Below are 16,778 nucleotides of genomic sequence, written 5' to 3' on the forward strand. Positions count from 1 at the left end.
TGTGTTAAACGCTATTTCTTCTGCTCGGCCGGCAGATGGCGATAGAGATAAAAGCCGCTGAGCAGGGTGAACGCTAGGGTCATGCCAAGCAGGCCAAACACCTTGAAGTTGACCCAGACCTCTTGCGGCAGGCTGAAGGCGATATAGAGATTGAGGGCGCCGCACAGGGCAAAGAAGCCGACCCAGCCGAGGTTGAGGCGATCCCAAATCCCATCCGGAGCGGTCAGCTCCTTGCCGAGCATCTGTTTGATCAGATTCTTGCCAAAGCCGTAGCGGCTGATCAGCAAGGCCAGTGCAAACAGTCCGTTGATGACGGTGACCTTCCACTTGATGAAGGCATCGTTGTGAAAGATGAGGGTCAATGAGCCAAAGAAGGCGACCACCACGAAGGTGATGAGCTGCATCTTCTCTACTTTCCGATATTTCAGCCAGTTGTAGAGCAGTTGCAGGGCAGTGACCACCACCAGCGCGGCCGTGGCGTAATAGATGTCGTAGAGCTTGTAGATCGCAAAGAAGACGATCAGCGGGATAAATTCGATAAATTGTTTCATGTCGAGGTCGTCAATTCGGTGTGGAAATCAGTGTACCCGAGTCGGTTCGGGCACAACAGCTCAGGTAAATAACTCTTGCGCCAGTTCGGCACCAAGGCGCTTTTGCTCTGCCAGCAGCGCCTCGATATGTTCGCGGCGGATCTGCGGGTTAAGCAGCACGGCGCGCAACAGGGTCAATGGCTGTTCGCCATAGCGGGTGACGCTGCGTGCGGTGCGGGAGACAAAGCTGTGTCCCTCGGCCCGCTGGCGTTTTTGCAGCGCAATATTGAAGGCATTGATCTGAATATTGTCTGACTCATCCGGGGTGCGCCCCTGCAAATGGGGTGGAATGCAGCGGTAGGCCAGCAGGTTCATCACCGGTGCGGCCATCAGCTCGAAGGCGGGATCGGCCTCGATCAGGGTTGCCATCAGGCGGGCCCGGTCGTAATTCTCCTCAATGAGGCGGGCGTAACCACTTACCCCTATCAGGTGGAAGGCTGCGTCCAGATAGAGGGCGTTGGCCGGGCGAGTACCTTCCAGGGTGAAGCGCCCCTGATCGAACGAGGTGGCGCGGATGGCGTAGGGGGCCTCGCGCTTGACCGCCATCATCAGGCCGGGTTCACGGCACAGCAGCATGCCGGTGCCAAGGGGCACCAGCAGTTGCTTGTGCCCGTCCAGAGTGACGGTATCGGCGCGCTCCATGCCGGCCAGCAGATCGCGGTAGCGCGAAGAGAAGCGAGTTGGGCCTCCCCAGGCGGCATCGATATGCAGGTGGATATGCTCCCGTTGGGCGATGTCGGCCATCTCGGGCAGGGGATCGATGGAGCCAAAGTCGGTGGTTCCCGCTACCCCGACGAGGGCCAGCACCTTGATCCGCTCCGCCTTGCAGCGGGCCAGCTCAGCCTCGAGGGCGGGAATGCTGAGGCGGTTGTGTTCATCGACCGGCAGACGGTGTACCGCGCTGGCGCCAGCCCCCAGCAGATCCATGCCTTTATCAAACGAGTAGTGCATCAGGCGTGAGCCGAGCACCGCAACCCCTCGCCACCCTTCGGCCGCCAAGGCGAACAGGTTATCGCCGCAGGCACGGTTGCGCGCCAGCCAGAGCGCCGTGACATTGGCGATGGTGCCACCGCTGGTCATAACGCCGAGGGCCGAATCCTTGGCATGCATGTGTGCCTGGTAAAACGCGTCGTCCTGGTCATAGACCAGGCGATGCAGGCGGGCCAGCGACTCGCGCTCAAGGAAGCTGAGCAGGCGCGATGACTCCATCTTCATCGGGTTCTGATTGAGCATGGCCAGCAGGCGTGACAGCTCCCCGGTATAGGCCGGCAACGGTGCCGTCATGTGTCCCATGTAGCGGGGAGAGGCGAGGTGGGAGATCCCGGGCAGCAATCCGGCCAGCCGCTCGACATAGTCGGCCAGCGATGCCTCGCCAGAAGGCATGCCGGCTTCACTCAGTTGGTGGATGAAATGGGCGCGATCGTAGGGCAGGCGACTGTCATCGGTCTCGTGGAAGGCGTGGATCAGGGCGCTGATGTGACCATCGAGATCCTGATGGGGAGAGAGAAACAACTCGTCGAATTTCATTGGCGGCCTACACTCCATGCTCGATGCGCCGGACTGGGCGCAGAGCATACCGCAAATGGCCGGGCATGGCAGCAGGAGCGGCACTGGGAGGGAAAAGTCCGATAGGGCCTTATCAAATAACCCTAAATTGGTAGATGAAAGGGCGTTATTTCATTAAAACGTGCTCTTAAACACAGTCATTTCAGGGGGGAACTGAGAAGCTAGGAGCTGTTTTTCTTTTGAGGATACAGACAGATGAGTGATATCGCACTCGCCATCAGCATACTGGCGCTGGTGGCCGTGTTGGGTCTGTGGCTCGGTAATTTGCGAGTCTATGGAGTCGGTCTCGGCATCGGTGGCGTTCTGTTTGGCGGCATCTTGGTCGGTCATTTCGCCGGTCTGATGCAACTTGAGCTGGATGCTCATACCCTGCACTTCATTCAGGAGTTCGGGTTAATCCTGTTCGTTTATACCATTGGTATCCAGGTGGGCCCTGGTTTCTTCTCTTCCCTGCGTAGCTCGGGGTTGAAGTTGAACCTATTTGCCGGCCTGATCGTCCTGCTGGGCGGGCTCATGGTGGTGTTGCTGCACCACGTCTTCGATGTGCCGCTGCCGGTTATCCTCGGGATCTTCTCGGGAGCCGTGACCAATACCCCCTCACTCGGTGCCGGCCAGCAGATCCTCTCCGAACTGGGGGCCGATCCTGGGATCACCGGGTTGATGGGGATGGGGTACGCGGTGGCCTATCCGTTTGGCATCTGCGGCATCCTGTTGACCATGTGGCTGGTGCGCCTCGCTTTTCGTATCAAGATCGACAGCGAAGCGGCCGAGTTTGAGAAGCACAGCGGCAAGACCGCCGAGAGCCTGCACACCATCAACATCGCGGTACGCAACCCCAACATGAACGGGCTGATGATCAGCGAGATCCCGAGCATGAACGAGGCCGATATCGTCTGCTCCCGCCTAAAACGTGGTGACGAGCTGATGGTTCCGCGCCCGGATACTCGGGTTGAGCTGGGGGATCTACTGCACTTGGTGGGGGAAAAACCGGCGCTGCACAACGCCCTGCTGGTGCTCGGTGAAGAGGTGGAAACCTCCCTCTCAACCCGGGGGACCGACATGCGGGTGGAGCGGGTAGTGGTGACCAACGAGCAGGTGCTTGGTAAGAAGATCCGCGATCTCGACATCAAGCAAAAATACGATGTGGTCATCTCCCGCCTCAACCGGGCCGGGGTCGAGCTGGTGCCAACCAGCCAGACCAGCCTGCAATTTGGGGACATACTGAACCTGGTCGGGCGACTCGACGGCATCGAAGCGGTGACCAGCATAGTCGGCAACGTGCAGCAGAAACTGCAACAGGTGCAGATGTTGCCGGTCTTCATCGGCATCGGGTTGGGGGTGCTGCTCGGCTCCATCCCCTTCTACCTGCCGGGTTTCCCGGCTGCACTCAAGCTGGGGTTGGCCGGCGGCCCGCTGGTGGTGGCGCTGATCCTGGCGCGAATTGGCAGCATAGGCCGTCTCTATTGGTTCATGCCGCCCAGTGCCAACCTGGCGCTGCGCGAGATCGGCATCGTCTTGTTCCTGGCCGTCGTGGGGTTCAAGTCTGGCTCGGGCTTCTTTGAGACCTTGCTGCATGGGGATGGTCTGGCTTGGATGTTTTACGGGGCATTGATCACCTTCATCCCACTGCTGACGGTCGGCCTGTTGGCTCGCTGGTATGGCGAGATGAACTACCTGACCCTGTGTGGCATGCTGGCGGGCTCGATGACGGATCCTCCCGCTCTGGCCTTTGCCAATGGCATGCATGCAACCAGCGGTGCCAGTGCGCTCTCTTATGCCACTGTCTATCCACTGGTGATGTTCCTGCGCATCATATCGCCACAACTGCTGGCCCTCCTGCTCTGGGCCGGTGTCTGACCCCTACCGCCAAGGCCGCTTCATGCGGCCTTGTTTTTTTGATGGGGCTTAGTATTTCCATCCGAATGAAATCTTTCGGGTTTTACGTTACATCTCTCTTTGGAGTGAGAGATTCATTCGAAATTTACCACTGGTTGTCGGTCTTTTCCGATCGTTAAAGTAGACGCTCAAAAAACTGTCCCTGAACAAGGAACGAGGAGCGCTCAATGAGTACCACCAGGCTGCAACAGGATGTTGTTATCACCCATGTCAACGGCACTGCCTATGTCATCGCCGACGATGGCTCCCGGCAACCGGTGCAGGTGGGAGATCACTTGCCCAAGGGCAGCGTGGTGGAAAGCCAGGGTGAAGGGCAGTTGGAGATGCGAGCGGCTGATGAGGCCGCCCCCGAACTATTGGCGGCGCTGCCCGGCGCAGGGGTTCCCGACGATATTGCCGCGTTGCAACAAGCCATTATGCAGGGGGTCGATCCGACGCAGGCCTTTGAGGCCTCGGCGGCAGGGGGCGCGCCCGCCGCAGGTGGCGCAGGGGGTGTCGCTGGCGCCAGTAATGGCGGTTTTGTCGTGGTCGAGATGAACCTGAATCAGACCATCGCCACCGCCGGCTACGATACGACGGACGAGCAGATCGCCGCTCAGGTTCAAGTGAGTGACGAGGGTGCTGTGGCGGACACCACGGCGCCGGTGGCACCGACTGTCGAGATCCTCGACGGTGATGGCGTCATCTCAGACACAGAGCGCCAACATGGCGTCGATATCGTTATCCGCCTGCCGGAGAGTGCCCAGAGTGGCGACACCCTAAATGTGGATTGGAACGGCGATGGGCAACCCGATTTCAGCAAGCTCCTGACCGAGGAGGACGTCACGTCGGGTCAAGTGATCACCACGATTCCCTCCGGCAGCCTGCCGCTGACCGGGCCGGTGACCGTGGATGCCACCCTGACCGACACCTCGGGCAATCTCTCGCCCAAGGGCAGTGACAACAGCGTGGTGAATGCGGCGCCGGAGGCGATCAACGACGCCTTTACTGTGGCCGAGGATGGCTCCATCACCCTGAACGTATTGGGTAACGACCTCGACACCGAGGGCAACCCCCTCACCATCACGGCGATCAATGGCCAGACGATTGCCGAGGGGCAGAGCCTCCTCATCGAAAACGGCGCCGTGATGCTGAGCAACGGCCAGCTGATCTTCATGCCCGGCGCCAACTTCAACGGCGACATCAGCTTCCAGTACACCATCAGCGATGGCGTGAACGCCGATACGGCCACGGTGAGCGGTCGCGTGACCGGCGTGAATGATGGGGCCGTTATCGCGGGTAGCGACAGTGGCGGTGTGACCGAAGATGAGAGCTCCCCGACCCTGCTCGAGAGCGGCGCCCTGACCGTGACCGACGTAGACGGGGCAGACGAGGCCAGGTTTGTGGCTGGCAGCGGCACGCCGAGTGACGGCGCGCTGGGCCGCCTGACCATCAGCGAAACGGGCGTTTGGACCTATCAGGTTGCTAACAGCCAGGTGCAGTTCTTGGGCGAAGGGGAGACCAAGGTCGAGCGCTTCACCGTCCAGAGCGTGGACGGCACCCGCCATGTTATCACCCTGACCATCACCGGCACCGACGATCTGCCGCAGATCTCGTCCGGCAGTGGCGCAGTGACCGAGGGGGATCAGACCCCGGTCACCGGCACCCTGAGCGCCAGCGACGCCGATAACCCGGATCTCGCCTTCGTGGCCGGCTCGCAGCAGAGTGACTACGGCCGCTTCGAGGTGGACGGTCAGGGGCAGTGGCGCTTTGTGCTGGCGGACAACGCCCGGGTCGATGCCTTGGCGGCCGGTCAGCAGCAGCTGGCGCAGTTCACCGTGCGTCTGACTGACGGCTCGACCACCACGGTCACCATCACCATCACCGGCACCGACGATCTGCCGGTTATTTCGGCCGGCAGCGGCGCGGTGACCGAGGGGGATCAGACCCCGGTCACCGGCACCCTGAGCGCCAGCGATGCCGATAACCCGGATCTCGCCTTTGTGGCCGGCTCGCAGCAGAGTGACTACGGCCGCTTTGAGGTAGATGCGCAGGGGCAGTGGCGCTTCGTGCTGGCCGATAACGCCCGGGTCGACGCCCTGGCGGCCGGTCAGCAGCAGGTGGAGCAGTTCACCGTACGGTTGACTGACGGCTCGACCACCACGGTGACCATCACCATCACCGGCACCGACGATCTGCCGGTCATTTCGGCCGGCAGCGGCGCGGTGACCGAGGGGGATCAGACCCCGGTGACCGGCACCCTGAGCGCCAGCGACGCCGACAACCCAGATCTCGCCTTTGTGGCCGGTGCTCAGCAGAGTGACTACGGCCGCTTCGAGGTGGACGGGCAGGGGCAGTGGCGCTTCGTGCTGGCGGACTCCGCCCGGGTCGACGCCCTGGCGGCCGGCCAGCAGCAGGTAGAGCAGTTCACCGTGCGTCTGACTGACGGCTCGACTACCACGGTCACCATCACCATCACCGGCACCGACGATCTGCCGCAGATCTCGGCCGGCAGCGGCGCGGTGACCGAGGGGGATCAGACTCCGGTCACCGGCACCCTGAGCGCCAGCGATGCCGACAACCCGGAGTTGGCCTTTGTGGCCGGTGCTCAGCAGAGTGACTACGGCCGCTTTGAGGTAGATGCGCAGGGGCAGTGGCGCTTCGTGCTGGCCGATAACGCCCGGGTCGACGCCCTGGCCGCCGGTCAGCAGCAGCTGGCGCAGTTCACCGTACGGTTGACTGACGGCTCGACCACCACGGTCACCATCACCATCACCGGCACCGACGACGCCCCGGTCATTTCGGCCGGCAGCGGCGCGGTGACCGAGGGGGATCAGACCCCGGTGACCGGCACCCTGAGCGCCAGCGACGCCGACAACCCGGATCTCGCCTTCGTGGCCGGCTCGCAGCAGAGTGACTACGGCCGCTTTGAAGTAGATGCGCAGGGGCAGTGGCGCTTCGTGCTGGCGGACAACGCCCGGGTCGACGCCCTGGCGGCCGGCCAGCAGCAGCTGGCGCAGTTCACTGTGCGTCTGACTGATGGCTCGACCACCACGGTGACCATCACCATCACCGGCACTGACGACGCACCGGTCATTTCGGCTGGCAGCGGCGCGGTGACCGAGGGGGATCTGACCCCGGTGACCGGCACCCTGAGCGCCAGCGATGCCGACAACCCGGAGTTGGCCTTTGTGGCTGGTAGCCAGCAGAGCGAGTTTGGCCGCTTTGAGGTGGACGGGCAGGGGCAGTGGCGCTTCGTGCTGGCGGACAACGCCCGGGTCGACGCCCTGGCGGCCGGCCAGCAGCAGCTGGCGCAGTTCACCGTGCGTCTCACTGACGGCTCAACCACCACGGTGACCATCACCATCACCGGCACCGACGATCTGCCGGTCATTTCGGCCGGCAGCGGCGCGGTGACCGAGGGGGATCTGACCCCGGTCACCGGCACCCTGAGCGCCAGCGACGCCGATAACCCGGACTTAAGCTTCGTGGCCACCACTCAGCAGAGTGACTACGGCCGCTTTGAAGTAGATGCGCAGGGGCAGTGGCGCTTCGTGCTGGCGGACAACGCCCGGGTCGACGCCCTGGCCGCCGGTCAGCAGCAGCTGGCGCAGTTCACTGTGCGTCTGACTGATGGCTCGACCACCACGGTGACCATCACCATCACCGGCACTGACGACGCACCGGTCATTTCGGCTGGCAGCGGCGCGGTGACCGAGGGGGATCTGACCCCGGTGACCGGCACCCTGAGCGCCAGCGATGCCGACAACCCGGAGTTGGCCTTTGTGGCTGGTAGCCAGCAGAGCGAGTTTGGCCGCTTTGAGGTGGACGGGCAGGGGCAGTGGCGCTTCGTGCTGGCGGACAACGCCCGGGTCGACGCCCTGGCGGCCGGCCAGCAGCAGCTGGCGCAGTTCACTGTGCGTCTGACTGATGGCTCGACCACCACGGTGACCATCACCATCACCGGCACTGACGACGCGCCGGTCATTTCGGCTGGCAGCGGCGCGGTGACCGAGGGGGATCAGACCCCGGTCACTGGCACCCTGAGCGCCAGCGATGCCGACAACCCGGAGTTGGCCTTCGTGGCCGGTGCTCAGCAGAGTGACTATGGCCGCTTCGAGGTGGATGCGCAGGGCCAGTGGCGCTTCGTGCTGGCCGACAACGCCAGGGTCGACGCCCTGGCCGCCGGTCAGCAGCAGCTGGAGCAGTTCACCGTACGGTTGACTGACGGCTCGACCACCACGGTGACCATCACCATCACCGGCACCGACGATCTACCGCAGATCTCGGCTGGTGCCGGCGCGGTGACCGAGGGGGATCAGACCCCGGTCACCGGCACCCTGAGTGCCAGCGATGCCGACAACCCAGACTTGGCCTTCGTGGCCGGCTCGCAGCAGAGTGACTACGGCCGCTTCGAGGTGGACGGGCAGGGGCAGTGGCGCTTTGTGCTGGCGGATAACGCCCGGGTGGACGCCCTGGCGGCCGGTCAGCAGCAGGTAGAGCAGTTCACCGTGCATCTGACTGACGGCTCGACCACCACGGTCACCATCACCATCACCGGTACCGACGATCTGCCGGTCATTTCGGCCGGTGCCGGCGCGGTGACCGAGGGGGATCAGACCCCGGTGACCGGCACCCTGAGCGCCAGCGACGCCGACAACCCGGAGTTGGCCTTTGTGGCCGCTGCTCAGCAGAGTGACTACGGCCGCTTTGAAGTAGATGCGCAGGGGCAGTGGCGCTTTGTGCTGGCGGACTCCGCCCGGGTCGACGCCCTGGCGGCCGGTCAGCAGCAGCTGGCGCAGTTCACTGTGCGTCTCACTGACGGCTCGACCACCACGGTGACCATCACCATCACCGGCACCGACGATCTGCCGGTGATCTCGGTTGGTGCCGGCGCGGTGACCGAGGGGGATCTGACCCCGGTCACCGGCACCCTGAGCGCCAGCGATGCCGATAACCCGGAGTTGGCCTTCGTGGCTGGTAGCCAGCAGAGCGAGTTTGGCCGCTTTGAGGTGGACGGGCAGGGGCAGTGGCGCTTCGTGCTGGCCGATAACGCCCGGGTCGACGCCCTGGCGGCCGGTCAGCAGCAGCTGGCGCAGTTCACCGTGCGTCTCACTGACGGCTCAACCACCACGGTGACCATCACCATCACCGGCACCGACGATCTGCCGGTCATTTCGGCCGGCAGCGGCGCGGTGACCGAGGGGGATCTGACCCCGGTCACCGGCACCCTGAGCGCCAGCGACGCCGATAACCCGGACTTAAGCTTCGTGGCCACCACTCAGCAGAGTGACTACGGCCGCTTTGAAGTAGATGCGCAGGGGCAGTGGCGCTTCGTGCTGGCGGACAACGCCCGGGTCGACGCCCTGGCCGCCGGTCAGCAGCAGCTGGCGCAGTTCACTGTGCGTCTGACTGATGGCTCGACCACCACGGTGACCATCACCATCACCGGCACTGACGACGCACCGGTCATTTCGGCTGGCAGCGGCGCGGTGACCGAGGGGGATCTGACCCCGGTGACCGGCACCCTGAGCGCCAGCGATGCCGACAACCCGGAGTTGGCCTTTGTGGCTGGTAGCCAGCAGAGCGAGTTTGGCCGCTTTGAGGTGGACGGGCAGGGGCAGTGGCGCTTCGTGCTGGCGGACAACGCCCGGGTCGACGCCCTGGCGGCCGGCCAGCAGCAGCTGGCGCAGTTCACTGTGCGTCTGACTGATGGCTCGACCACCACGGTGACCATCACCATCACCGGCACTGACGACGCGCCGGTCATTTCGGCTGGCAGCGGCGCGGTGACCGAGGGGGATCAGACCCCGGTCACTGGCACCCTGAGCGCCAGCGATGCCGACAACCCGGAGTTGGCCTTCGTGGCCGGTGCTCAGCAGAGTGACTATGGCCGCTTCGAGGTGGATGCGCAGGGCCAGTGGCGCTTCGTGCTGGCCGACAACGCCCGGGTCGACGCCCTGGCCGCCGGTCAGCAGCAGCTGGAGCAGTTCACCGTACGGTTGACTGACGGCTCGACCACCACGGTGACCATCACCATCACCGGCACCGACGATCTACCGCAGATCTCGGCTGGTGCCGGCGCGGTGACCGAGGGGGATCAGACCCCGGTCACCGGCACCCTGAGTGCCAGCGATGCCGACAACCCAGACTTGGCCTTCGTGGCCGGCTCGCAGCAGAGTGACTACGGCCGCTTCGAGGTGGACGGGCAGGGGCAGTGGCGCTTTGTGCTGGCGGATAACGCCCGGGTGGACGCCCTGGCGGCCGGTCAGCAGCAGGTAGAGCAGTTCACCGTGCATCTGACTGACGGCTCGACCACCACGGTCACCATCACCATCACCGGTACCGACGATCTGCCGGTCATTTCGGCCGGTGCCGGCGCGGTGACCGAGGGGGATCAGACCCCGGTGACCGGCACCCTGAGCGCCAGCGACGCCGACAACCCGGAGTTGGCCTTTGTGGCCGCTGCTCAGCAGAGTGACTACGGCCGCTTCGAGGTGGATGCGCAGGGGCAGTGGCGCTTTGTGCTGGCGGACTCCGCCCGGGTCGACGCCCTGGCGGCCGGTCAGCAGCAGCTGGCGCAGTTCACTGTGCGTCTCACTGACGGCTCGACCACCACGGTGACCATCACCATCACCGGCACCGACGATCTGCCGGTGATCTCGGTTGGTGCCGGCGCGGTGACCGAGGGGGATCTGACCCCGGTCACCGGCACCCTGAGCGCCAGCGATGCCGATAACCCAGATCTCGCCTTTGTGGCCGGTGCTCAGCAGAGTGACTACGGCCGCTTTGAAGTAGATGCGCAGGGGCAGTGGCGCTTCGTGCTGGCGGACTCCGCCCGGGTCGACGCCCTGGCGGCCGGTCAGCAGCAGGTGGAGCAGTTCACTGTGCGCCTCACTGACGGCTCGACCACCACGGTCACCATCACCATCACCGGTACCGACGACGCTCCGGTCATTTCGGCCGGTGCCGGCGCGGTGACCGAGGGGGATCTGACCCCGGTCACCGGCACCCTGAGCGCCAGCGACGCCGATAACCCAGATCTCACTTTCGTGGCCGGTGCTCAGCAGAGTGAGTTTGGCCGCTTTGAAGTAGATGCGCAGGGGCAGTGGCGCTTTGTGCTGGCCGATAACGCCCGGGTCGACGCCCTGGCCGCCGGCCAGCAGCAGCTGGAGCAGTTCACCGTGCGCCTCTCCGATGGCTCGACCACCACGGTCACCATCACCATCACCGGCACTGACGACGCGCCGGTCATTTCGGCCGGCAGCGGCGCGGTGACCGAGGGGGATCAGACCCCGGTCACCGGCACCCTGAGCGCCAGCGATGCCGATAACCCAGATCTCGCCTTTGTGGCCGGCTCGCAGCAGAGTGACTACGGCCGCTTTGAGGTGGACGGGCAGGGGCAGTGGCGCTTCGTGCTGGCCGACAACGCCCGGGTCGACGCCCTGGCCGCCGGTCAGCAGCAGCTGGAGCAGTTCACTGTGCGCCTCACTGACGGCTCGACCACCACGGTCACCATCACCATCACCGGTACCGACGACGCTCCGGTCATTTCGGCCGGCAGCGGCGCGGTGACCGAGGGGGATCAGACCCCGGTCACCGGCACCCTGAGCGCCAGCGACGCCGACAACCCAGATCTCGCCTTCGTGGCCGGCTCGCAGCAGAGTGACTACGGCCGCTTTGAGGTGGACGGGCAGGGGCAGTGGCGCTTCGTGCTGGCGGATAACGCCCGGGTCGACGCCTTGGCCGCCGGTCAGCAGCAGCTGGAGCAGTTCACCGTGCATCTCAACGATGGCTCGACCACCACGGTCACCATCACCATCACCGGCACCAATGACGCCCCTACCCTGAGCGTCGATCAGGGGGCCGTGCTCTCCGAAGAGGGGCTCACCGGCGGTATCGCCGATACGGCGGGAACCCGTGATAGCACCGATGCGGTGAGTGCCGGCGGCAAGATCGTGGTCGGTGACATGGACAATCATGACAACCTGACCATCAGCCTGAGCGGCCCGGATAACCTCACCTCGGGTGGCGCGCCCGTGCAGTGGTCGTGGAACGCCGCGACCCAGGTGCTGACCGGTTATATCGGCACGCCGGGGAGCGCCGGCTATCAGGTCGTGCTCGATGTGGCGCTGACCGCCCCGGCGGGCAGCAGCAAGGGGGAGTGGCGCTATGAGGTGAACCTCAATGGGCCGCTCGATCATCCGGTCAAGGGCACTGAGGATCGACTCCACTTCCAGCTGGGGGTCACCGTCTCGGATGGCAAGAGCAGCACCTCCGGCAGCTTGCCCATCACCATTGAGGATGATGCGCCGATCGCCGGCGACATGGCGGCGGTGTCGGTCAGCAGGACCCATATTCCCGACACCCTGACCGGCCTGTTTGATCTGACCCACTACAGCGGCAATCAGAGTGCCCTGAACATGGCGGGCTTCACCATTACCGCCCTTGGCTTCACCTCGGCCACCAATGCTGATCTGATCGCGACCAAGGTGAACGGATCCAGTGCTGGCGTGGGGGTGGCTAGCGTCGATTCGCCTAATCACAACCTCGCTAACGAGATTGATTTTCGCCACTTTGCGGATGGCTCCGCGACCTCAGAGCAACTCGTGATCACGCTGGATGCGGGCAAGGTCGCCTATGGCGTCAACATCAAGTTCAGCCAGATGTTCGGTGGTGAACTGGAGAGCGGTGTGGTCGATTTCTATCGCGACGGCAAGCTTATCGGGAGTCAGACCTTTAGCTCAAATGCGGCCGGTGGCGACTATGCCGAGCACTTCCAGGTACAGCAGGGGGGCTTTGACGCCATGGTGATCAAGGCCACCAATAATGGCAACGGTCTCTATGGCGACAACAGTGATTTCACCGTGAAGAGTATCGAGTTTGTCGGCTCTGCCACGACGGAGGCGATCGCCTATGGCTCTGGCTCCCTCAATCCGCAGTGGGGAGCCGACGGCAAGGGAGCGCTCGAGCTAGTCAGTGCCGAGAGCGGCCTCAAAACGGCCTCCGGCTCGCTCATCAGCATGGTGGCCGATGGGGCCAATACCCTGCTTGGCAAGGATGCCGATGGCAATCTGGTGTTCAAGCTGGAGTTCACCCCGGCCACCGGCAAGTGGGAGTTCTTCCAATATGCCGAGATGCAGCGTCCGGCCGGTGATGGCGACATCGACTTCATCTTCAAGGCGATCGATAAGGACGGGGATGGCAGCGAGGGCAGCTTTGCGGTCAATCCCCTGTTCCGACCCGAGGTGAGCGGGGTCAGCAGCGCCACTGTGACCGAAGGTGGCACGCTGGTGCACTCCGTGCTTCTGGACGGCACCAGCCAGCATCCGACCGAGTACCATTTCTCGATTGGCGGCAGTGGTAGCAACCCGGCCAGCAGCAGTGACTGGACCCAGCTGCTCTTTAGCCATGGGGTGACCTATGACAGCGTTCGCGGCGTCATCCGGGTGCCGGAAGGGGTGAGCAGTTTCACCGTCACCGTGGTGACTAAGGATGACCACAGGGTCGAGGGCAACGAGACCCTCACCATAGCGGTGGGGGACAAGAGCGGCATTGGAACCATCATCGACAATGATCGCGCGCCGACCACAACCGGGGGTCATGTCAGCGGCAGTGAAGACTCGGCGACGATCTTAAGCTGGAGCGACTTCAACGCCAGCGACGATCAGGGCAAGGCAGAGCTGAGTCTGGTGATCGGCACTCTGCCTGCCAACGGGGTGTTGCAGCGTCTCGATGGCTCGGGGCTATGGGTGGCCGTGACGGCTGGCAGCCGTGTCAGCGCCCAGGAGATCGACGCAGGTCACCTGCGCTTTGTGCCGGCGGCAGATGAGTCGAGCAGCAGCATGGACGATCAAGGGGGGCGCATCACCGGCAACCAGCAGGCCGACTATGCCCTGTTCCACTATCAGATCAGCGATGGCGCGAACGTAAGCGAGGAGGCCACCCTGGTGCTGGATATCGCCGCCGTGGCGGACAAGCCAACCGTGGATATCCGGCAGGCCGGCAATGGCAGCCCTGTCTACGACCAGTTCGCCAGCGACGGCATCAGCACGGCCCAGTTCCAGTCCGGCAAGGTGAATGGGCTCGATGTGGCCCCCGCCCGTTATGATGCCAGCAGCCAGCAGGAGCAATTGTTGGGCGGCAATGGCAACGACTACCTGATCAGTCGCCATGGAGGCGGCGATCAGCTGGTCGGCCTCGCCGGCGATGACCTGCTGGTCGGCAGCAACAGCCTGCAGGGCGATGCGCTCTATGGGGGGGAAGGCAACGATATCCTGGTCTCCGGGTTGGGCCATGACGGCCTCTATGGTGAGGGCGGTACCGACATCGCCGTGTTGCCGGGCAACCGGGCCGACTATGTCATCACCCAGGGCGCCGGCTACTCGGTCAACGACCGCTGGTTCGACTTCTCGGTGCGCGAAGGGGGGCAAGCGGTCACCAAGGCGCTGCATGATGTCGAGTTGGTGCAGTTTGATGACGGCATCTATGCCCTGGACAAGGTGACCGGAACCCTGACGTTGCAGCAGCCCACCCATGTGGAGTACCCCATCGAGATCGATGCCTCGCTCACGGACAGGGATGGCAGTGAGGTGCTCGACAGCCTGGTACTGAGCGGTCTGCCCCCTGCGAGCACGCTCTACCATAACGGAACCCTGCTGGGGACCGTCGACCCTGATGGCAGCCTGACGCTCAAGGGGCTGTGGAATGCGGCGGCCACCGACGTCAAACTGACCGGGCTGAGCCTGCATGTGCCGGGCAACCAGGCGGGGCTGGTCGAGATCAAGGTGGAAGCCACTTCCCGTGAAAGCGGCAGCGCCCAGCTTGCCACCGCCAGCGCAGAGGACAGCATTCGCCTGAACTACTTCAATGCCACCGAAGGGGAGCCGGGCGGGCAGGTGCGCAGCTTCGGCAGCGAACACAACCTGGTGGTCGGGGATCTCGATGGCAGCATCACGACGCCGGGCCAGAACTACAACCTGGCCTTCATGGTCGACAGCTCCGGCAGCATCGGCTCGAAGGCGATGGAGACCATAGAGTCGCAGCTGCTACAGGTCTTCAACAGCCTCAAGGCCAGTGTCGGCTCGGCCGGGGCCGGGGTGGTCAACCTGTTCCTGGTCGACTTTGACACCTTAAGCAACCGCTCGGTCAGCGTGAAGCTGAGCGATGCTGGCGCCATCGATCAGCTCAAGGAGGTACTCCACAGCATGGATGGCCGCAGTTACTTCGGCGGCTCGACCAACTACGAGGATGTGTTCAAGACCACCGCCAACTGGTTTGCCGGCAGCACCGCCACGTCCAATGTGGATGCCAAGAACCTGGCTTACTTCATCACGGATGGTAATCCGAATGAGTACATGGTGGGGGAGGGGAGCGATCCCGTCGTCGTGGATTTCAGCAAGGAAAATAAGTGGCAAAGTGATCGCAACCTGAGTGATCTGCTCACCAGTTATGTGCCTGGCAAGTCGGTGGTCTATCAGGACGGTCAGGGGGGGCGTGAGTTCATCGACAAGGATGGCAACGTGTATCGCCTCTACTACGACAACAAGGGCAACTATGACGGTCGCTCTTTGGTGGGGATGATGCGCCCTGACGGGCGTGGCGGATACCAGTTTGCCACCTTCGGCTCTTCCCGCGATGACAGCGTCATCCGTGACCACTCCATGGAGGGCTTTGCCCTGCTGGCCGGATTGCAGGTCGCGGTCGAGGCGATCGGCATCGGGCCCAACATCTCCCATGACGTGCTCAAGGTCTTCGACTCCGATGGGGTGCTCAAGACCGGCGTCAATGCCGGCGATCTGGCCGATGCCATCCTCGGCGCCTCGGTCACCAACCAGCCGGGCAGCGATACCCTGAGCGGTGGGGGGGGAGATGACATCCTGTTTGGCGATGCACTGCACTTTGCCGGTGTCGCCGGAGAGGGGTATGCCGCAGTCAAGCAGTATGTCGCCCAGGCGCTGGGTCACAGCTCAGTCAGTGATGCCCAGGTGCATGCCTACATCAGCAGCCATGCGGGCGAGTTTGATCAGTCCGGGGCCAATGACAAGGGCGATCGCCTGTTTGGCGGCGCGGGGAACGACATCCTCTATGGGCAGGGGGGAGACGATGAGCTGCACGGGGATGCCGGTAACGACATCCTGTTCGGCGGCAGCGGCAATGATCTTCTTGCGGGGGATGAGGGCAACGATCAGCTTGATGGCGGCAGTGGCCATGACACCTTGCAAGGGGGCAGCGGCAACGATCAACTGGCCGGGGGGCTCGGCAACGATATTCTGATCGGGGGCAGTGGCGATGACCTGCTGCACGGTAACGGGGGGGCTGACACCTTCGTCTGGCAGAAGGGCGACAGTGTGGCGGGCTCTTTGACCCGTGACCATGTGGTCGATTTCAGCCGTTCTGAGGGGGACAAGCTGGATCTGAGCGATCTGCTCGATCACGATGGCGGTAAGAGCCAGAACGAGTTGAAGGGGTTGCTCTCGGCCATTCAGGACAGTGAAGGGGTGCATCTGCAGATTAAGGATGCCTCGACCCAGCAGGTCACTCAGGAGATAGTGCTGGAGGATCACTCGTTCGGCTCACTGACCGGGGGGGCGGCCGTCACCTCGTCCCAAGTGATCGACTACCTGCTCACCAATCAGATGCTGGATATCGACAAATAAACCGCGCGCGGGGGCGAAAGCCCCCTTTCGCGGCCTTCGCCTGCGGTAGGTCAACGCGCAATAAAAAAGAGGAGCATGGCTCCTCTTT

Annotated in this window: 4 protein-coding genes; 2 read left to right on the plus strand and 2 right to left on the minus strand. The window is 63.6% G+C overall.

Annotation, left to right across the window (positions count from 1 at the left end):
- Nucleotides 1-11 precede the first annotated feature (11 nt).
- The gene (locus FE240_RS02700) at nt 12-551 is read right to left on the minus strand and encodes a septation protein A (protein WP_193003287.1); all 540 of its coding nucleotides are present in this window, start codon (nt 549-551) and stop codon (nt 12-14) included.
- A gap of 60 nt (nt 552-611) precedes the next feature.
- Nucleotides 612-2,117 (minus strand): pyridoxal-dependent decarboxylase, encoded by a 1,506-nt coding sequence (locus FE240_RS02705; protein ID WP_193003288.1) that lies wholly within the window; start codon nt 2,115-2,117, stop codon nt 612-614.
- Nucleotides 2,118-2,351: 234 nt separating this feature from the next.
- On the opposite strand from FE240_RS02705, the gene FE240_RS02710 reads away from it, so the two are divergent.
- Nucleotides 2,352-4,013, plus strand: a complete 1,662-nt coding sequence (locus FE240_RS02710) for a putative transporter (protein ID WP_193003289.1) — start codon at nt 2,352-2,354, stop codon at nt 4,011-4,013.
- A 206-nt stretch (nt 4,014-4,219) separates the two neighbouring features.
- Nucleotides 4,220-16,690: a retention module-containing protein gene (locus tag FE240_RS02715; protein WP_193003290.1), complete on the plus strand. Its 12,471-nt coding sequence runs from the start codon at nt 4,220-4,222 to the stop codon at nt 16,688-16,690.
- Nucleotides 16,691-16,778 lie beyond the last annotated feature (88 nt).

The sequence above is a fragment of the Aeromonas simiae genome, from assembly GCF_014892695.1.
GTDB classification, from domain to species: domain Bacteria; phylum Pseudomonadota; class Gammaproteobacteria; order Enterobacterales; family Aeromonadaceae; genus Aeromonas; species Aeromonas simiae.

Excerpts from the sequence above, each read along its gene's own strand:
- FE240_RS02700 (WP_193003287.1), bottom strand. The coding sequence starts at position 551 with ATGAAACAATTTATCGAATTTATCCCGCTGATCGTCTTCTTTGCGATC.
- FE240_RS02705 (WP_193003288.1), bottom strand. The coding sequence starts at position 2,117 with ATGAAATTCGACGAGTTGTTTCTCTCTCCCCATCAGGATCTCGATGGT.
- FE240_RS02710 (WP_193003289.1), top strand. The coding sequence starts at position 2,352 with ATGAGTGATATCGCACTCGCCATCAGCATACTGGCGCTGGTGGCCGTG.
- FE240_RS02715 (WP_193003290.1), top strand. The coding sequence starts at position 4,220 with ATGAGTACCACCAGGCTGCAACAGGATGTTGTTATCACCCATGTCAAC.